Source organism: Paraburkholderia sp. Cy-641, from assembly GCF_011752945.1.
Lineage (GTDB): Bacteria > Pseudomonadota > Gammaproteobacteria > Burkholderiales > Burkholderiaceae > Paraburkholderia.
This window is the reverse complement of sequence record NZ_VWWM01000016.1, coordinates 21,576-40,117: the sequence shown is the minus strand read 5'-3', so window position 1 is coordinate 40,117 and position 18,542 is coordinate 21,576. Positions and strand designations below refer to the sequence as shown.

Here is an 18,542-nt window from a genome sequence, read left to right as displayed (position 1 = left end):
TCTCCTATCAAATATTGCGTTCACCGCACCGAGTAAACCACCTCACCGTTTTTCATCGTTGTCGTGACGTTGGTCTGTCGCAAGTCCTTCGGGGGACACGTCAGAGGATTTCGATCGACGATGATCAAGTCCGCGAATTTCCCGGCTTCCAGAGAACCTTTTTTTTCTTCTTCGAAGGCGGCCCAGGCTCCATTGCTGATGCACATCCTGAGTGCATCGTCCATCGAAACGCTTTGGCGCGGATCGACGGGATTCTCGACCAGCAATTGAAGCCACAGGAAAGGATCGGCCGGATAGACAGGCAGGTCGGCTCCGCACGCGACGACCACACCGGCGTTCAGAATATCCTTGTACGTGTCGATCCGTTTATAGCGTTCCGCGCCGTAGCGCTCGAAAAAGATGCCATCGGTGCCGCCCCACAGGTAGGTGAAAACGGGCTGCATGCTGAGCACGACGCCGAGATTCGCCGCACGCTCGATCTGCTCGGTGGTCGGAACGTGAAAATGCTCGATGCGATGGCGCCGTGAGCGGCCCTGCGCGATTCCCTCCGCGTTTTCGAACGCATCGAGCAGCTGGTCGATCGCGGCGTCGCCCATCGCGTGTACGCCCACTTGCAACCCCGCAGCGCAGGCTTCGCTCACCAGGGTATTAATGTCGTCCTGCGCATGCAGCAGAACGCCATGATTCGAGCAGCAGTCGGCATAACCGCTGTGCAGCGCGGCACCGAAAGTATTCGGCATGCCGTCGAGACAGGACCGTCCGCAGCCACCGACACCGTGTACCCCGAGCGCCTGCGCGCGCGGGATATCGAAAGTCTCGTAGTACGGCACGATATGAATGGGCAGCGAATCCTTGATTCGCATCATGATGTCTATATCCCGGTCACCGTCCATCTTGCTGCCTTCGAATGCATGAATGGTGGTAATGCCGCGTTCGATGGCACGATCGGCCATGAGACGGATCATCCGTTCGGCGTCGGAGTCCGAAATGAAGCCGAATACCTTTTGCCGCGCCGGAACATGGGCCACGTCGCCCGCATACGCACCGGTCGGATTGCCGGCCGCGTCGACCTCGAGACCCGGCGTTCCCTTCCCGATGCCGATTGCCTCGAACCCCAGCGTGTTTGCGGTACTCGAATGAAACGAATCCGAAGACATCCAGATCTTGTGCCTCGTCGACGCACGATCGAGATCGGCCATGCCCGGGTGACGCTTTTCGCGAAGTTTGTCGGGGTCATAGCCCGAGGCGCGAACCCACTCGCCCTCGGGTGTTTCAAGCGCGCGTTTGGCAACCTTGTCGACAATCTCGTCTATGGATTCGGCGCCCAGCAGATCCACCGCTTCGCTGACCAGCCCGCCGAACATCACATGGGAATGCGCGTCGACGAATCCCGGCAAAACGGTCTGCCCCCCGGCGTCGATTACCACGGCGCCGTCATGCTTTAGCGCCGCCACGTCGGCGTTGGTGCCGACGGCGGCAATGAGCCCATTGCGGACCAGAACGGCCTCCGCGATCGTATTGTTGGCGTCCAGCGTAAGGACGTTTGCGTTGATGATCAACGTTTCCTGCTGTTCGTTCACTGACACGGAGTCCTCCAATCGGAAATCGTCTCTATTAAGCGTACTAATTAATTCATACGTCAGTAAGATCAACTGGCCTTTTCGAAAACCGCTGCTGTTCCCGGTGCCGGAGAAAACGAAAAGTCGCCTTTCTCGAGTACCTTCTCCCGTCCGCCATGCTGGATCAGCAATGCTTTCTGCGCCGCCTTTGCTTTTGCATCGACGGCTTCGGGATCGCAGTACGTTCTGAGCTTCTTTTCGAACGCGATCAGGCGTTCGCGCTGCTCAGGCAGCGCGGCAAGGTCGTGCTTCTCTTCCGGATCGGACGTCAGATCGAAAAGCTGCGCGGGATAACCGACGTAATAGATGTATTTGTATTGATCGTCCCGCAGCATATAGGCAGCCGTTTTAGAGCCCATGCCGTGGAATTCGGCGAATGCGGTTCTGCCGTTCTCCATCTTCCACACGTCGAATAGCGACTGCCCCGGCAGATCCGCTTCGGACGGCAAACGCTCCACGCCAGTGGCTTCGAGAAACGTAGGATAAAGATCGACGTGCGAAACGGGTGTCGTGCAGACGTGGCCGACGCCAAAGCCTGCGCCGGCAATAATCAATGGCACGCCCGCCGATTCTTCGTACATCGTGGTTTTACCCCACAAACCTCGGGCGCCGAGGTTTTCGCCATGATCGCTCGTATAGACGATGCGGGTCTGGTCGGCCAGTCCGCAACGCTCGAGGCATGACATGACCTGGCCGATCTGCTCGTCCAGAAACGAGCAGAGTCCCAGATATCCGGCCAGCCCCGCCCTCACCTTTTCTGGCGAGTCGAAATAATCGTCGTAGGGAAGACTGTGTGCGTAATCCCGCAGATAAGGATGATTCGGGCGCTCGGACTCGCCGTAAAGCTTCGGCCACGGCAGATCGGGGTTGTTGTAGAAGCGGAAAAAATGTTCGGGGGGCGCGGTCAGCGGGAAATGCGGGGCGACGAACGAGACGAAAAGCACCCACGGCTTCGTCGAGGCTTCCGCCGACTTGTTCTTCAGCCAGGCTTGGGCCCGCGCCGCAATGTCCCGGTCGTATGCGGTATAGGACGACTCCCCCGGTCCCGCGCTCATCGCCATCTGGGCGACGCCCCCGCGTACGGGCAATTCGTCGCGAATCAGATCGCCCAGATCGCCGACGCCATCCACGACATGCATCGGGACGATCTCCTCGGTGAAGCCGTTGTCGTCGTCGCTGGAGCGGAAGTGCAATTTCCCGATCGCGGTCACGTCGGACCCGCTATCGCGAATCCGCCTGTGCCAACTCATCGCCGAACCGTCGAACGGCTGCGCATTGTCCCAGTTGCCGAGATCCTGCACGTATCGCCCGGTGGCCAGGACGGCACGGGCCGGCACGCAGGCCGGCGAATTGCAATACGCGGCGGAGAAACGGGTGCCGCGCGCCGCCAATGCGTCCAGATGCGGCGTCACGGCAATGGACGAACCGCTGCAGCCCATGATCTTCGGGTTATGTTCGTCGGAGATGAATACCAACAGGTTCTGGCTAGCGGTCATGGCTCTTCCTCGGAGTTTCCTCTCGCCGCGAGGCTGCCGGATAAAGCATGGGCAACAAAACCCATGGCAGCGGATATTTCGGTGGCGGCCTTCTGCGACTCAATCGCAAGCATCTCTAACCGTTCAGGCGACAGACGGGAAATCGGTGCCGCCGCGCCGAAGGTTGCAATGACGCGTCCCTGCTTGTTGAAGATCGGTGCCGCGCCCCCGCCGGTGTCGGGCTTCCAGCTCCCCACGGAAATGGCATAGCCGCGAGCCCGAATCCGTCCGAGTTCGGCGAGCAGTTTCGCTTTGTCGACGATCGAGTCCGGCGCGGTTCCTTCCAGGTGTTCGGGAAGAATCGCCTGAAGCTCGTGGTCGTGCAAATTCGCCAGCATGGCGAGACCGCTAACAGTGCAATTCGCCGGGGCACTCGCGCCGACGGGCATATGTACCCGGATCGTCTGCGTCGGCTCGACCGTGTGAATCGTCACCATCGAAAAACCGGTTAACACCGAGAGGTAAGTACTTTCGTTGGTGCTGGCCGTCACCCTTTCCATGAGTGGTGTAGCGATTGTCAGCAATTGCTTCTGCGGCATGCTGGCCCCCAATTCGAACAGACGGGGGCCGATTTCGAAATTGCCGCTCTCGTTCTTGAGAACGTAACCACGGCTTTCGAGGGTTGCGAGTATGCGGAAAACGCCGGATTTGGAGAACTCCAGATCGCGCGCAATAGCGGACAAGGAAGAACCGGAGCGCGGACGCGCGACCGCTTCCAATACGTCCAGCGCATTCAGCAGATAGGCGAGTTGTTTCACTGTAGAGAACGATGTGCTTGTCTGGAGAACAAATTGTCCCACCGATATTTTTCGCAATGGATCGGGACAAACCCTTCACGGATACCCAGGACAAACCCTTCATCGGGCAGGCGGCGCGGAATCCGCCGGGCTCGGCGGCACCGGCAAACGGCACGGCGTTGTTCTGGTGTCGCGGCATGTTGCTGCATCAGGCCGCCAGGCGTCGGCAACTCTTTAAGGATGACGATTCAATTTGCTGACGGAGTCGCAAGACATCCGGCACAAGAACATCGCCATGCTTGTTGCCACACAGTTCGGCGATACACGGCCGTTCGAACCCACCCCGAACGCCGTCAACGGCGGTGCAGAAGAATTGGAGAAATCGGTGGGAACGACAAATGGCGCGCTCGAGATCGACGAGTGCCGGTAAATCGGCAACGACAACGCGAGAAGGCGAGAAGACGAAAAAGCAAGAAAGGATCGCTTTTGCACTGCATCGATCGACTGACGAAACTAACGAAACTGGCGAATGCGCAAACGGGCACCGCGCCCCTCAAACCGTCCCCAACGGCTTCAGCACATTGCGCAGCATCGCGATGGTCAGCGGACGCGAGAACCAGAACCCCTGTGCTTCATCGCACCCGAGCGCTTCGAGTTGCGCGGCCTGGTCGGCCGTTTCGACGCCCTCGGCGGTCACGCGCAGCTTGAGCGCATGTGCCATCGCGATGATCGCGCCGACGAGCGCCGCGCTTTGCGGATCGGTGCTCATGCCGAGCACGAACGAGCGGTCGATCTTGATACGGTTGAGCGGAAAACGCGTCAGATAGGCGAGGCTCGAATAGCCGGTGCCGAAGTCGTCCACCGCGACCTCGACGCCCAGTTCGCGCAGCGCATGCAGCGTCTGCAAGGCCTGATCGGTATCGCCGAGCAGCACGCCCTCGGTGATTTCGACTTCGAGACAGGACGAATCGAGCGCCGCGTCTTCGAGCGCCTCGCGAATCGTGTTGAACAGATTCTGCCGCTGGAACTGCTGCGGCGACACGTTCACCGCAAAACGCGGCAACGTGCCGGTCTGCCGTAGCAGAAGACCGGCGTCGCGGCACGCGGTGCGAATCACCCATTCGCCGATGCGCTCGATCAGCCCCGCCTCTTCCGCGACCGGCACGAACTCGACCGGGCTGATCAGGCCGCGCTGCGGATGATGCCAGCGCAGCAGCGTCTCGACCTGCGCGATGCGGCCCGTCGCGAGCGTCACCTGCGGCTGGTACACGAGGTGCAGTTGCTGACGCTCGAGCGCGTCGCGCAGCATCGTCTCGAGTTCGAAGCGACGCGCGGCCTGCCCTTCGAGCGCGGTCGAAAAACGCCGCACGGCGTTGCGGCTCACCGCCGATGCCGCCGACAACGCCACGCCGGCGCGGCGCATCAGCGTCGGCGCATCGGCGCCGTCGGCCGGATACGCGGCGATGCCGATGCTCGCGGTGATGTTCAGCGCGGTCCCCGCGTAATCGATCGGTTCGGCGAGGCGGCCGAGCGCTTCGGCAGCGAACGCATCGGCGGCCGCGCCGCTTTCGTTGATGAGCAGCGCGAACTGCGTGCCGCCGACCGACGCGATCGTGCCGTCGTGCGGAAACAGGCCGCGCAGCCGCTCGCCGACGATCTGCAGCACGAGTTCGGCCGCATGCAGACCGAGTGCATCGCGCAGCTTGCGCAGGTGATCGAGTTCGGCGATCAGCACGGTAAAACCATGACCGTTGCGCTTGCAACGTGCGATCGTCAGTTCGAGCCGTTCGATGAACAGCGTCTGATTCGGCAGACGGGTCACGCCATCGTGATGCGCGACGTACCAGAGACGCGCCTCGGATTGCGCATAGCGCGTCATGTCGACCGCAATGCCGACGTAGCGCTCCGGCGCACCATTCGACGCATCGGCTTGAGCTGCGCTCAGGGGCGCGAGGGCGAACGCGACGCGAACCCGCGAGCCATTGCGCCGCAGATAAGTCCACTCGCCTTCGTAGCGCGAACGGAGCGCCGCGAGCTGCGGCCATTCCGCGCGGCGCTTCAGCAGTTCGGCCGGATCGTGCAGCGACTCGAGCGAGCGCCAGCCGATCAGTTCCTGCGCCGTGTAGCCGGTCAGTTTCTCGAAGACGGCGTTGACGGTCTCGAAGACGCCGTCCGCTGTGCAGATGAACATGCCATACGGCGCGCACGCCAAGGCAGCGTCGCGCGTGCGCGCTTCGACGTTGATGGGGTCGTGCATTGCGCCGGCCTTATGGTCCCGAGTCCTCAAGACGATTGAATGTATGCGTTACGCGCGGGGCGCAAACGGTCATGCCGGCGCGTCCTGCTCCACGCCGCGCGCGGCAACCATGCGCATGATAGCGGCTTTCGCATGCGATCCGGCGGACCGGCGCGGCGAAAAACACCGCTGGCGAAGACCGGAATGAAATAAACACCGGTAGCGTCGGGTAGCCGATGACCGTGGTTTAAAACGGAAGCCGGGCGAATGCCGGCGGATACGTCGGCGCGGTGCGGGCCGTTGCGCTTCGCCGTGTCGGGCCGTATTGCGCCGCATTGGCGCACCTGTCATACACATTCATGCGGATAAATGAAACGCCTGCGGCGGGAACCCTCGCGGCAAATGCCGGCGCACCTCGAATTGCAGGCGGGAAAAAACGTGCAAAAACTACACGCCGCGCGGCAGCGCCGCTTCGATGAACGCCGCGCACAGCGCTTCCATGCCCTTCGCGTCCTCTTCGTCGAAGCGCGCGACGAGCGGGCTATCCACGTCCCACACGCCGATCAGCGTGCCGTCGGGTGCGACGAGCGGCACGACGATTTCCGATTGCGACGCCGAATCGCAAGCGATATGGCCGGGAAACTCGTGCACGTCGCGTACGACCTGAGTCTGCCGGGTTTGCGCGGCCGTGCCGCAGACGCCCTTGCCGAGCGGAATGCGCACGCACGCGGGCTTGCCCTGGAACGGACCGACCACCAGCTCGCGGCCATCGTGAAAGTAGAAACCGGCCCAGTTCAGATCGCTCAGCGAATGAAACACGAACGAGGAAAAATTCGCCGCATTGGCGATCCAGTCGGTTTCGCCGGCGAGCAGCGAGCGCGCCTGCGCGACGAGTTCTTCGTATTGCGCGGCTTTGGGCAGATGCGAGGTGGCGGAAACTTCGAACATGACGGCATCCGTGATGAAAGCGGGAAAGAAAAACGGCAAGGGGTGCAGTGTAAAGCAAGCGGCGTGTTCGAGCGGTGCGCGGCGATGTGGGGCGGGTTGGCGGTGGGACGGTATGGCGGTCGTGCCCGGCAGGCTTATTTTCATCTTTGTCTGATGTCGGATTGCCGTGGCTTTGTGAAGGATTGACGTCGGGTTTGCGTGTCCATCCGGAGTATGCAAACGGGCCGCTGAGAGGCGCTTGTACCGTATCGGCGGCTGACGCTTCGAATTTGATATCTAGCGATATTTGATAAAAATCGCCGTTCTAGCGATGCTTCACTATAACGATGCAACCATGAAAAGTGTCAGTTAAATATCTCCCTGCGATAAAAATATGGACAGTCATGACGCTTCAGTTGAGCTTACTGAATTTATCCGGAAAAAAATCCTATATCCTGAAAGACTTCCTATAAACCCAGAGACCAGCGTGGAAGACCATCTCGGCGTGACCGGAGATGACTCCCCCAAATTCATGGAAGCATTTTTCGACCGGTTCAATGTTGGTCCTGGCGATTTTGATTGCAATAGATATTTCGAAGGGGAAGGAGTATTTGATCCGTTTACGTCAATTGTACGTTTTCTATTTCACAGGATTAAGAAGGAACCGAAGCGAGAGCCGCTCACCGTCGCCATGCTTCAACATGCCATCGAGCTTGGCGTATGGGATAGCGAACGCTTGAAGGAACTGAATAGTCAGCACACTAAAGAGTGGCCCAAAGGCCCGCTATGCGGGCCTCTCTTTACCTGATTGCAACCGAATCAGTTCCATCAAAAAACGTGCCGCGCTCAGGAATCCATCAACGCGCGGCGACGAAAATACCCGCGCATCGTACTGCCCCTGCTCCTTCAGAGCCCCGATGATTACAAGCACCGAAGTCGGGAGCGGTACACCGCGCAGCATTTTCGCTTTCATCCGTATTTGGGCCACGGCCCATATTCACCGCCCCCCCATTCGACTAGCCTTATCTTTTTGGCACTTGGGAGACAAACAGAAAATGCCGTGGTCCTATCAGCAAAGCACCGGAAACCTCTCGTTTAATGGTGAACTCGTCGAACGTGGTTACTCCGGCGCGGCAACCGGTAAAAACAATCCCGCCATGCAGGCGATTTCCAACATCGGCCCCATCCCGCGCGGCAATTACCAGATAAGCTCGCCTCACACGTCCCCCCACACCGGGCCCGGCACGCTCAATCTGTCGCCGCTGCCCGGTACCAATACGTTCGGACGAAGTGCTTTCCGCATTCATGGCGATAACCGGAATCATCCGGGTACGGCGTCCGAGGGCTGCATTATCCTGGGTCCCCAGACTCGTCATCGCATATGGGCGAGCGGCGATCATCGGCTCGAGGTTGTTCAATGAAACGTGCATCCGGTTTCGCTTTCGCATTCACGTTCGCCCTGGCCTGCGCCGCGGCAAACGCAAGCGCCGAAGCAAATCCCTCCGCCCTTGCCAGGCAAATCAACGACCAGGGCGCAAAAGCGGTGGTGAATGGAATGTCTGAATCGGAATGGGACAACGTGCTCACCCATATCGATTCCGGCAGCATGGCGTGGATCGCACTGGTCCCCAAGCTGGCAGAGGGAGCGGACAGCGGCAACGCCGAAGACCTTGGCATCGGATTAGCGTACGCGCTCCCCAAAAGTCCGCGCGCGGTTCTCAAGGCCATCGATCCCGGCAACGGGCCGGTGCTGGGTGTCAATCGCGTTTGCTCCGCGCCGTTTATCGAAGACACCGTTCCGGATATCCCTGCCTATGTCAAACGCGCTAAAGCTGCGCTCGGCAAGGTCCATGACCGTTCGTTGCGAGACGTCAAAAAGGCCTGTCTAGCGGAACTGGCGAGGCTGTAAGCAGCGTGTTACGGCACGAACGCCAAACCACGGTGAACCGGCCCCTTGCCGTCCGCTGGGCGCCCGGCACAATCAGGGCAGCCGTCAGGCAAGGGGCTCGGCAAGCAAAACAGCGAGCCTTGCCCAACAAGACTCAGCGGGTTGCAAGCTCACTCGACGCCGACGATCACGCTCGACGCCTTGAAGATCGCGGTCGCCGGCTTACCGCTCGCGAGCCCGAGGCGCTCGACGCTGTCGTTCGTGATGATCGCGGCAATCTGCGCACCGTCGGCGCTGATCGTCACTTCCGAGTTGACCGCGCCCTTCGTGACCGACGCCACGCTCCCCGCGATGCAGTTGCGTGCCGACACCTGGTGCTTCGCCACGTCGACCATCACGATCACCGACGAAGCCTTCACGAGCGCAAACGCCTTCTTGCCGGCCACCAGTCCAAGCGACTGCGCGCTGCCATGCGTAATGATCGCGACGATCTCGAGACCGTCCCCGGTACGCAAGATCACTTCATCGTTGACGGCGCCGTGCTTGACGCCGGTCACTTCGCCGCTGAACTGGTTGCGTGCGCTGGTTTTCATATCGTGCTCCTTGTCGGTCTGCATGCTTCGCATGGGTATTCGGTGTTGCGGCGCAACGTTGCGAGGCACGGTGTTGATAGATAAGGCGAGTGTAATGGACAACAACGTGGACAACACGAGGCAAAACCCACAGGAAAGCCCCAGGAAGACCCGCGCGAATCGCCGAGCCCGTATCATCGTGCCCTTGGACCCCCTACGCCAGATCTCCATGCCCGTTGCCGTTCCGCCCCGCTCCGCTTTTTCGTGGCGCTGCGCGCGCCGCCTGTGCCGCGCCACTGTGCTCGGCGCCGCCGTCACGACGCTCGTCGCGTGCAGCAATCCGACGCCGCCGCGCGACACGCACGCCTTCGTCGACAACCTCACGCTGTTCCCGCTCGACCACTACGACCAGAACGTCGATCACTGGCTCGATCCGCACAGCCCGGACTACGACCGGCCGTTCTTCAGCGCCGAAGATCAGCAGGCGCACTTTCACGCGCTCTATGCGCGCTATTTCGGCACCGGCGCGAACGCCCCGTCGCCATGGAACGCCGCTTACGTGACGGCGCGCGTCTTTCGCGAGCAGGGCGCCGACATCGTCGCGCTGCAGCAGCGCCGCATCGGTAAATTCGACAACACCGGCAAGCACGGTGCCGCGCTCGGCTATGGTGAGAACTTCCGTCCGCACGACAAGACTTGGATCGATGCGATCGCACGCAACATGAACGTGGAGCAGTTCGCGCAGACGCCTGCCTATCAGCCCGAACGCCGCGCAATCGCCACCGGCAACCTGCTGGTGCGCGAGTTGCCGACCACCGATCCGTCGTTCTACGACCGCCATCTGGCTGGCGAAGGCTATCCGTTCGACAACCTGCAGATTTCAGCGGTGCGGCCGGGCACGCCGCTTTACGTGCTCGGCAGCAGCGTCGACGGCGCGTGGGATTACGTGCAGACGCCCGATGTGCAGGGCTGGGTGCGCAGCGACGGCGTCGCATTCGCCAACGACCGTTTCGTCGACAAATGGCGCGCGGCGGCCGGGAAATCGCTTGGCGCGGTGATCGTGGCGTCGGCGGCGGTGCGCGACAGCCACGGCGTGTTCCGTTTCGACGCGCCGGCGGGAACGTTATTGCCGTTGGTGCCGGCTTCTTCCCCGGCGGCGGCAACGACAGCGAAGGCGCATGGCACGGCCCGTGTCGGCGACGGCTCCGCTACCGGCGACAACGCACATGCAACCGCCAACAAAACCGTCAATGAGCCCACTACCGACGCCGAACGCGAATCGGCAAGCGCAACCACCAACGAATCCGCAAGCAAGGCCGCTACCGTCACATACACACTCCTCGCCCCCGCCCGCGACGTCGATGGCCGCGCGCTGATCCGCACCGCGTCGCTCGACGCCGCGCAGATCGCGCCGATGCCGCTCGCCGCAACGCCACGCCATCTCGCGATGCTGATGAAAGCGCTGATCGGGCGGCCGTACGGCTGGGGCAATAGCGGGCTCTACAACGACTGCTCGTCGGAACTGCAAAGCATTTTCGCGGCGTTCGGCGTATGGCTGCCGCGCCATTCGTCGACGCAGATGAGCGCTGGGCGCATGATCGACCTGTCCGGGTCGACACCCGCCGAGCGGCTCGACTATCTCGCCGGGCACGGCGAACCGCTGCGCACGCTGATCTACATCGGCGGTCACGTGATGCTCTACATCGGCAACACGACGCGCGACGGCGTGACGGTGCCGGTCGTCTATCAGGACGTGTGGGGGCTGCGTCCCGCCGACAACAGCCGGCGCGCGGTGATCGGCGGCTCGGTGATCCTGCCGCTCTACGCGCGCATCCCCGAGGACGCGACCCTGCAATCGCTCGCGGCCACTCCGACGTTCCAGATCAGCATTCTCGGCGCCCCGATGGGCAACGCGGCGCCATCGTCCGCACCGCCGCCGGACGAAGACAATCCGGCGGGTTAGCGGACCGGTTGGCACGCCGGCCATGAGGGCTAAGCGAGGGCGAAAACGGGGGCCACATAGCGCCCCTACACCCCTCAAAAATATTTTTTCCAAAGTGTCGATTCAACGGTCACCGACTCGTCGTAACGTTGAAGACCTGGCTCGCCCAGCCGGTCTTTCCATTGATCGAACCGTTACCCGAAGGAGTCGCCGTCATGACCAGCAGCACCGTCAAAGCCATCCCGGACGGGATGCACTCGCTTACGCCGTACCTGATCTGCGCGAACGCCGCCGAAGCGATCGCGTTCTATACGAAAGCCTTCAACGCCGTCGAGCAGATGCGTCTGCCGGGGCCGAACGGCAAGGTCATGCACGCCATGCTGAAAATCGGCGATTCGATGCTGATGCTGACCGACGAATGGCCCGAGCATCAGGCGTTCGGCCCGAACACGCTGAAGGGCACGCCGGTCACGATCCATCACTACGTCGAGGACGTCGACGCAAGCTTCAAGCAGGCCGTCGACGCGGGCGCGACCGTCACGATGCCCGTCACCGATATGTTCTGGGGCGATCGCTACGGCCAGGTCAAGGACCCGTTCGGGCATAGCTGGTCGCTCGCGACGCACAAGCGCGACCTGAGCGCCGAGGAAATCCAGCAGGCGATGACGACGATGCAGTGCCCGTCGGAAGAGCGGAAATAACCCTCGCCTTGCGGCCACGCCGCGCTCACTCAGTCGCCATCAACGGCCATAAGCGGCCATACAGCGACCACGGACCGGCCGCAAGCCGCCCTCCGCCAGACGAACCATCGAGCGAGCGACCGTCAGGCACGCCCCGCGTGCCTGACGACACACTCGCCGATGCGCCCACGCCCCAACTGACGCCAACCCAACGCTCAACCCGCAGCAATCCCCAAGGAGCAACGTCATGCAGAAAATCGCGCCGTGCCTGTGGTTCGACGGCAATGCGGAAGAAGCCGCGCAGTTCTACATCTCGGTGTTCTCCGAGTCCCGCATCGCCACCACCCTGCACTACACGGATGCCGGCCCCGGGCCGGCGGGCAAGGTCGTGGCCGTCACGTTCGAAATCGAGGGCCAGGAGTTCATGGCCCTGAACGGCGGCCCGCAGTATTCGTTCACGCCGGCGATCTCGCTGTTCGTACATTGCGACTCGCAGGAAGAAGTCGACCGCTACTGGTCGAGGCTGCTCGACGGCGGCGAGCCGTGGGCGTGCGGCTGGCTGCGCGACCGCTTCGGTGTGTCGTGGCAGATCGCGCCCACCGTGCTGCTGAAGATGCTGCTCGACCCGGACCGCGAGAAAGCGAGCCGCGTGATGGCGGCGATGATGAAAATGGTCAAGCTCGATATCGCGCCGCTCGAACAGGCGTATCGCGGCGAGTAGCCCCCGCGCGGCATGGCGCGATGCCGTGTGGCACGGCGCGCCGCCGCGCCCGCATGATCTTTGATAGCATCGGTCTCGCCCCTTTATCCAACTATCAGCGGCGAGACATTCACGGTGCGCGTCAACCATTACGCCTTCTTCTGCTCGCTATTCGTCGCGCGCCTCGCCGATCAGATCCTGCTCTTTCTCGTGCCGCTCGTCGTATTCCAGACGACGCACGACGTCTCGTGGTCGGGTCTCGCGTTTTTCATCGAAACGCTGCCGCGCTATCTCGTGTTCCCGTTTTTCGGCGCGCTCTGCGACCGCTTTGCGCCGCTCAGGCTCATGCGCCTGAGCCAGGCGGTGCGCGCGCTCGCCTGCTTCGGCGGCATCGCCGCCTATGTGCTGTTCGGCGGCATCGGCTGGCTGATCGGGCTGTCGGCCGCGTGCGGCGTGCTGACGAGCCAAGGCCTCGTGGCGCGCGAAGTGATGCTGCCGCAGATTTTCAGCACGCAGCAGATCCAGCGCGTGCTCGCTTATTCGCAACTGGCCGACCAGCTAGGCTTCGTGCTCGGGCCGATGCTGGCCGCGCTGCTGCTCGGCCTGTGGCACTGGGAAAGCGTGGTCGCCGCGACCGGCGTGCTGTTTCTCGCCGCCGACGCCGCCCTGTTCCTGTGGCAGCGCCTGAGCGGCTTTCGCGCGCCCGCGCTCGCGCGTGCGCCGGCCGGCCACTGGACGCAGCCGCTGCGCATCGCGCTGCATCATGTCTGGACGCTGCCGGGCCTGAAGAAGGTCATCATGCTCGCGGCGGCGGAAAACCTCGTGATCGGCGTGACGCTCGCGACCTCGGCGGCGATGGTGACGGGCCTGCATGCGCAATCGAGCCGCGACTACGCGGGGCTGCAAACGGCCGGCGCGATCGCCACGGTGCTGGTGCTGCTGACGGTCGCGCGCGCCGGCTGGCCCGCGCGCGTGCTCGGCCTCGTCGCCTTCGTGACGATCTGCGCGGGCGGCGTGATCGCGGGCGCGAGCGCGGCGCCGTGGGGTTATGCGCTCGGCTTTCTGCTGATCGTCGGCTTCGACAAGATGTTCAACGTCTACATCCGCAGCGCGCGTCTGCAGATCATTCCGCCCGAGGACTACGGCAAGACGATCGGCGTGGCGATCCTGCTGAACAACATGACGCAGCCGCTCGCCGGCCTGCTCGTGAGCGTGTTCTCCGCGCGTACGCAAACCGGGCCGCTGATCGTCGCGCTCTCTCTGACGATGGGCGGCATCGGCGCGGCGGTTTCGCTCGGCGCGGCGCTGCTGCGGCGCAGGCGCGCGTTGCTGATCGAGGAATGACGGGACGGGCGAGGTGGCCTTGAACGCATCGCCCGCATCCCGAAGACGGACCCCGCGCAAAGTTACCCACAGATTTTGTTGGCAAATCTGTGGGTAACTTTCCGGAAAGATCCGCAAGCTGTTGATGCGGCAATCGTTTTTCCGCAGACGCTGATTTGGGCAGGGGCTGCGCGGGGCTTTATGTGCGCCGTGTCTGCGCTTTGCCCGCTCGTTGTCCGCTTTTTGTCCGCGTATGAGCCACACTGGGCTCACACCCAGGCCACACCCAGGCCGCCGCACTCAACTCAGGCGAGCCCACGCATGGCCCCGCGTTTCGCTCAAGCCGCCACAGCCCGCGGCAAGCCCAGCGCCTCATCCCCCGGCTCCCCGCCGAGCGCGTCGACGAGATCGCCCAGCATGCGGTCGAGTTCGGCCGTCATCAGCGCGACGTCGGAATCGAAGCGCTCGTCGTCGTCCTGCGCGGTCGGATCGCTCGCTTCCTTGAGCACGTCGAGCGGCGCGACACGCTTGATCGCGAGCGACGGCGTCAGCACGAACGACACGCGATCGTTCCACGTCATCGCGAGCCGCATGCATTGCTTGCCCGCTTCGATGTGGCGGCGCATGTCCTCGGCGTCGAGCGTGTGGCCGACGTAGCGCACCGTCGCATTGCCTTCGGTCGGCGAGCGCAGCTCGGTGTCCTGGTCGAGCGTGAAGCCGGCCGGGCCGTCGCCGTCGCCGTCGAGCAGCCAGCCCGTCATCGCCGCCACCGGCGACTGCGCGACGCGCACCGTGGCAAGCGGCAGCTGATCGATCGACTTCACGAGCAGCCCGCGCACTTCATCGGCCACCGCCTGCGAAGCCGCGTCGATCACGAGCCAGCCGTTCTTGCAGTCGATCCACACGCGCGTGTCGCGGCGGATGCTGAACGCGCGCGGCAGCAGTTCGTCGGTGACCTGCTCCTTGAGTTCGCGCATCTGCTTGCGGCCGGGCTTGAAGCCCTGCTGTTCCTCGAGTTCGAGCGCGCGCTCGCGCGTCACCTGGGTGACGACCGAGGCCGGCAGCAGCTTCTTTTCGGCACGAAACGTCAGCAGCATCTGGCCGTTGAGCGCGTAGACGAGCGAGTCGCCCTCGCGCGGCGGCGCCCAGCCCTGGTTTTGCGTCTCGAGACCGCCGCCCGGCGCGAACGCGTACGGCGCGAGCCATTTCTGCATCTGTTCGGGGGTGGCGGACCACGGAGCGGGAAGACGGTGCAACTGAAGGTTTTTGAACCACATGGGCGAAGTCGAATCCGGGCAAAGCGCGCCATTTTATCTGACGGAAGCGCACGGGGCGCTCGCGTCGTCATGGTTTTGCCGTAGCCGCCCGCACGCGCGTTTTGGCGGCAAATCACCTAGACTTTCTGACAGGAAGATCAAGACGGAGGCGGCCATGGCCGATGACACCGCAGCCTGGCAGACGGTGGCCTACGAAGGCTTCGAAATACACGTCTCGCCCGTTCCGACGAGTCCGCCCGACCCGGCCCATGCGCAGGACGCGCGAGAGAGCCGCTACACGTATCTCGGTTACGTCTGCCATCCCGGCGCCGATCCGCATATCCCCGGCCACTCGGTGCCGTTTCATGCGGACGGAGAAGAAAGTTTCGCGAGCCAGGACGAAGCGCTCTACGAAGCGGTGCACGTGGGACGCAGTATCGTCGACGGCACGCATCCTGATCTGACAGTGCTGCCGCTCGTGACCGGCGGCGTTTGATGCGCGGTGATGCGCGGGTGCGAGGCGCTGCATGCGGCGTGTGACGTCCATATGCAGCGTCTGCATTCCATGTTGCAGCGCCTGCGTGCGGCGCAGTTGCGTACAGCTTAAGGCTGGCGCTGTCGTGCTAACGCGCCAGTTCGGGACCCGTATTACCGCGCGCCTCGTGCCGCAGCGCCGCACTGAGTCGCATGTAGTCGCGCATTCGCCCTTCGCGCCCGCCAGCCTCACCACCCCGCCCTTCCAGCCCCTAACCGAACGCCCGCTTGATGCGCGACTTCAGCAGCGCGCGCCGCAGACGCCCCGTGCGCTCAGGCTCGCTGACCGCCAGGCCGCCCTCGACCGCGCTGCCGCGACGCAGGTAGTAGCGGTCGAACGTCGCCTGCGTCATGCCCCACTTGTTGAGAAACTGCCGGCGCCCGTCGTTCTTGACGATCTTGCCGGTGCTTTTCTGCTGGAAGTGATAGACGAGGCTGTCGCCGACGCCGAGAAACACGCGGCACCCGGCATCCCAGAGTTTCATCGAGAAGTCGTTGTCGCTGCTCATGCCGGGGCTCAGCTCGCTGCTGTAGCCGCCGAGCTTGTGCCACCAGTCGCGATGCACGAGCGTGGGCGGCCACGTCGCGCCGCGCCAGTCGGCCCGCGCGAGCCGCGGCGCGGCGGCGACCAGCTCGTCGGCGCGGAACGTCTCGACGTCGCGGCCGAAGTTCTGCACGACCACGCAGGGATTGCCGGAATCGACCGGCTCGATCATCGTGCCCGACAGCATGAAGAGGTGATCGGCCGGCATCTGCGCGAGGCGCCGCGCGAGCGCGTCGTCCCAGCCGGGGCAGCAGTACATGTCGTCGTTCATGTAGACGACGTAGTCCGCGCGCGCGCGCGCCGCCGCGATGTTGACGGCATGGCAGATGCCGATATTGCCCGGCGACGCTGTGTGCTCGATGCCCTCGTCGCGCACCCAGGCGAGCGTGCCGTCCGAGCCGTCGTTCACGTGCACGATGATCTGGTGCGCGTGCGTCGAGTGACGCCGCAGGCTCTCGATCACGAGGCGCAGATACGGCAGGTTGTTCCAGGTCGGGATGATGATTGAGAACATCGATTCGGTCCGTTGAGCGGGGCTTGGGCGCGGCATGCGCCGCGCGCCGGCCATGAGTTTCGCGCGATTGTACCGCCGTCGCCCGCGCATGGGCGCGAGGCGGCGGCTGCCTTACCGCGTTCGGCAGCAAGCATTTTGCAAGGAGACGCATGGTTATAATCCGGATCGCTCTACCGTCTTGCAACGACTCGAAGGGTCCGGCGTCCCCGCAATTTCACCACCGGAACGGTAGTGTTCATTCATATCGTAGGCCTATGATTTTTGCTCCCAGTCTGGTCTGTCTCACTACGGCCCTGCTGTTTTTCGCCCCCGCGGTCAATCTGATGTGGCGCGGCGGCACCGGCTACTGCTTTTTCGTCATCGTCGCGCTCGCGCTGGGCGCGGCCGTCGTCAACCGGCGCATGCCGGGCTATTTCTCCGCGCTGCGCACTTACCGCTGGTTCACCGTCGGGATGCTCGCGCTCGTCGTCGCGATCGGCGCGCAGCAGCTCGTGCTCGGCTACTGGCTGCCCCGGCAGTTCGACGCGCTGTCGCGCTTCGTGCTCGCGCTGCCGGTGTTCCTGCTGCTGCGGCAATTGCCGTCGCGCAATCTGCGCATGATCGGCTGGGGCTGCGCGGCCGGCGCGCTCGCGGTCGGCCTGTGGGCGTTCCTCGACCAGCCGCCGGGCGGCTGGACCGATGCGAACCGGCTCAACAACTCCTACACGAACGCGATTCCGTTCGGCGACACCGCGCTGCTGCTCGGCTTCCTGTCGGTGTTTACGCTCGGCTGGGACAACCCGCGCGACTGGCGCATGCTGCTGCCGCGCCTCGCGGCGCTCGTCGGCGGCGGCTATGCGTCGTATCTGTCGGGCACGCGCGGCGGCTGGCTCGCGGTGCCGGTGTTCGTCGTGCTGCTCGGCATCCAGTACCGGTGGTTCGCGCAAAAAAAGCGTCTCGTGATCGTGACGCTCGCGATCGTGCTCGCGGCGGGCGCGCTGCTCTCGACCGGGCGGATTCACAAGCGCCTCGCCGAAGTGCCGAACGACGTGTCGATGATGCACAAGGGCGATGACGACACGGCCACCGGCTTGCGCCTGCAACTGTGGAACGCATCGCGGATGATCTTCGAGCGGCATCCGCTCTATGGCATCGGCAAGGGACATCTGGTCGATGAGCTCGGCGCGATGGCCAAGCGCGGCCAGGTGAAGGCCGAGATCGTCAACGAGCGCGCGCACAGCGACTTTTTCTCGACGCTCGCCGAAATGGGCGCGATCGGCGTGATCGCGCTGCTGCTGTTCTATCACGGCATGGCGGTGTATTTCTGGCGGCACCGGCACATGGCCGATCCGGTGATCCGCGCGGCCTCGTACACAGGTCTCGCGGTCGCGACGAGCACCGTGATCTTCGGGCTCACGATCGACGTGCTCGTGCCGATCATGGTGACGGTGCTGCTCGCACTGCTCGTCGCGACGCTGCTGGCGATGATCGACGCGAGAAAGCGGGAGCTGGCGGAAGTTGCGCGCACGACCACGGGCGCGCGACCGGGCTAAGGC

General features: G+C 63.4%; 19 protein-coding genes. 11 read left to right on the top strand and 8 right to left on the bottom strand.

The window, feature by feature from the left end:
* Positions 1-20 precede the first annotated feature (20 nt).
* The 3 genes from F3J20_RS10550 to F3J20_RS10540 all read right to left on the bottom strand — a co-directional run bounded on the left by F3J20_RS10550 (position 21) and on the right by F3J20_RS10540 (position 3,912).
* The gene (locus tag F3J20_RS10550) at positions 21-1,580 is read right to left on the bottom strand and encodes an amidohydrolase (protein WP_167283342.1); all 1,560 of its coding nucleotides are present in this window, start codon (positions 1,578-1,580) and stop codon (positions 21-23) included.
* Positions 1,581-1,648: 68 nt separating this feature from the next.
* Positions 1,649-3,115 (bottom strand): sulfatase-like hydrolase/transferase, encoded by a 1,467-nt coding sequence (locus F3J20_RS10545; protein ID WP_167283341.1) that lies wholly within the window; start codon positions 3,113-3,115, stop codon positions 1,649-1,651.
* A complete protein-coding gene (locus F3J20_RS10540) occupies positions 3,112-3,912 on the bottom strand; it encodes an IclR family transcriptional regulator (protein ID WP_167047902.1) in 801 nt (266 codons plus the stop codon). Before F3J20_RS10540 ends, F3J20_RS10545 begins: the two co-directional genes overlap by 4 nt.
* Before the next feature lie 56 nt (positions 3,913-3,968).
* Here F3J20_RS10540 and F3J20_RS10535 point away from each other — a divergent pair, with 56 nt between their 5' ends.
* On the top strand, positions 3,969-4,151 hold the full coding sequence (locus tag F3J20_RS10535; RefSeq protein ID WP_167047905.1) for a hypothetical protein: 183 nt from the start codon (positions 3,969-3,971) through the stop codon (positions 4,149-4,151).
* Entirely contained in the window at positions 4,145-4,321 is a 177-nt protein-coding gene (locus F3J20_RS10530) for a hypothetical protein (protein WP_167283340.1), read from the top strand. Before F3J20_RS10535 ends, F3J20_RS10530 begins: the two co-directional genes overlap by 7 nt.
* 123 nt (positions 4,322-4,444) lie before the next feature.
* Here F3J20_RS10530 and F3J20_RS10525 read toward each other — a convergent pair whose 3' ends face one another.
* Both F3J20_RS10525 and F3J20_RS10520 read right to left on the bottom strand, forming a co-directional pair.
* Positions 4,445-6,148 (bottom strand): GGDEF domain-containing phosphodiesterase, encoded by a 1,704-nt coding sequence (locus tag F3J20_RS10525; protein ID WP_167283339.1) that lies wholly within the window; start codon positions 6,146-6,148, stop codon positions 4,445-4,447.
* 426 nt (positions 6,149-6,574) lie between these two features.
* Positions 6,575-7,075: a GAF domain-containing protein gene (locus tag F3J20_RS10520; protein ID WP_167047914.1), complete on the bottom strand. Its 501-nt coding sequence runs from the start codon at positions 7,073-7,075 to the stop codon at positions 6,575-6,577.
* Positions 7,076-7,448: 373 nt separating this feature from the next.
* Between F3J20_RS10520 and F3J20_RS10515 the strand changes: the two genes are divergently transcribed.
* From F3J20_RS10515 to F3J20_RS10505, 3 genes are all read left to right on the top strand, one after another.
* Positions 7,449-7,862: a DUF1493 family protein gene (locus tag F3J20_RS10515; protein ID WP_167283338.1), complete on the top strand. Its 414-nt coding sequence runs from the start codon at positions 7,449-7,451 to the stop codon at positions 7,860-7,862.
* Positions 7,863-8,109: 247 nt separating this feature from the next.
* Entirely contained in the window at positions 8,110-8,475 is a 366-nt protein-coding gene (locus tag F3J20_RS10510; protein ID WP_167283337.1) for a tlde1 domain-containing protein, read from the top strand.
* Complete coding sequence (locus F3J20_RS10505; protein ID WP_167283336.1) at positions 8,472-8,963, top strand: hypothetical protein; 492 nt, start codon at positions 8,472-8,474, stop codon at positions 8,961-8,963. The genes F3J20_RS10510 and F3J20_RS10505 overlap by 4 nt, the downstream gene beginning before the upstream one ends.
* 149 nt (positions 8,964-9,112) lie before the next feature.
* Here the strand turns inward: F3J20_RS10505 and F3J20_RS10500 are convergent, their stop codons facing one another.
* Positions 9,113-9,535 (bottom strand): TOBE domain-containing protein, encoded by a 423-nt coding sequence (locus tag F3J20_RS10500; RefSeq protein ID WP_167283335.1) that lies wholly within the window; start codon positions 9,533-9,535, stop codon positions 9,113-9,115.
* Positions 9,536-9,743: 208 nt separating this feature from the next.
* Between F3J20_RS10500 and F3J20_RS10495 the strand changes: the two genes are divergently transcribed.
* From F3J20_RS10495 to F3J20_RS10480, 4 genes are all read left to right on the top strand, one after another.
* Positions 9,744-11,477 (top strand): SH3 domain-containing C40 family peptidase, encoded by a 1,734-nt coding sequence (locus F3J20_RS10495; protein ID WP_240162753.1) that lies wholly within the window; start codon positions 9,744-9,746, stop codon positions 11,475-11,477.
* Between the two features lie 194 nt (positions 11,478-11,671).
* Positions 11,672-12,157 carry a VOC family protein gene (locus F3J20_RS10490; RefSeq protein WP_167047929.1) on the top strand — a complete coding sequence of 162 codons (486 nt, stop codon included), beginning with the start codon at positions 11,672-11,674 and terminating at the stop codon, positions 12,155-12,157.
* Between the two features lie 226 nt (positions 12,158-12,383).
* On the top strand, positions 12,384-12,857 hold the full coding sequence (locus F3J20_RS10485) for a VOC family protein (RefSeq protein ID WP_167047932.1): 474 nt from the start codon (positions 12,384-12,386) through the stop codon (positions 12,855-12,857).
* 114 nt (positions 12,858-12,971) lie between these two features.
* Complete coding sequence (locus tag F3J20_RS10480) at positions 12,972-14,180, top strand: MFS transporter (RefSeq protein ID WP_167047935.1); 1,209 nt, start codon at positions 12,972-12,974, stop codon at positions 14,178-14,180.
* Positions 14,181-14,497: 317 nt separating this feature from the next.
* Here the strand turns inward: F3J20_RS10480 and F3J20_RS10475 are convergent, their stop codons facing one another.
* Positions 14,498-15,436, bottom strand: a complete 939-nt coding sequence (locus F3J20_RS10475; RefSeq protein ID WP_167047938.1) for a recombination-associated protein RdgC — start codon at positions 15,434-15,436, stop codon at positions 14,498-14,500.
* 154 nt (positions 15,437-15,590) lie between these two features.
* Between F3J20_RS10475 and F3J20_RS10470 the strand changes: the two genes are divergently transcribed.
* Entirely contained in the window at positions 15,591-15,911 is a 321-nt protein-coding gene (locus F3J20_RS10470) for a hypothetical protein (protein ID WP_167047941.1), read from the top strand.
* Between the two features lie 250 nt (positions 15,912-16,161).
* Here F3J20_RS10470 and F3J20_RS10465 read toward each other — a convergent pair whose 3' ends face one another.
* Entirely contained in the window at positions 16,162-17,007 is an 846-nt protein-coding gene (locus F3J20_RS10465; RefSeq protein WP_167047944.1) for a glycosyltransferase family A protein, read from the bottom strand.
* A gap of 254 nt (positions 17,008-17,261) precedes the next feature.
* Here F3J20_RS10465 and F3J20_RS10460 point away from each other — a divergent pair, with 254 nt between their 5' ends.
* Positions 17,262-18,539, top strand: a complete 1,278-nt coding sequence (locus F3J20_RS10460) for an O-antigen ligase family protein (RefSeq protein ID WP_167047947.1) — start codon at positions 17,262-17,264, stop codon at positions 18,537-18,539.
* The last annotated feature ends 3 nt before the right edge of the window (positions 18,540-18,542 follow it).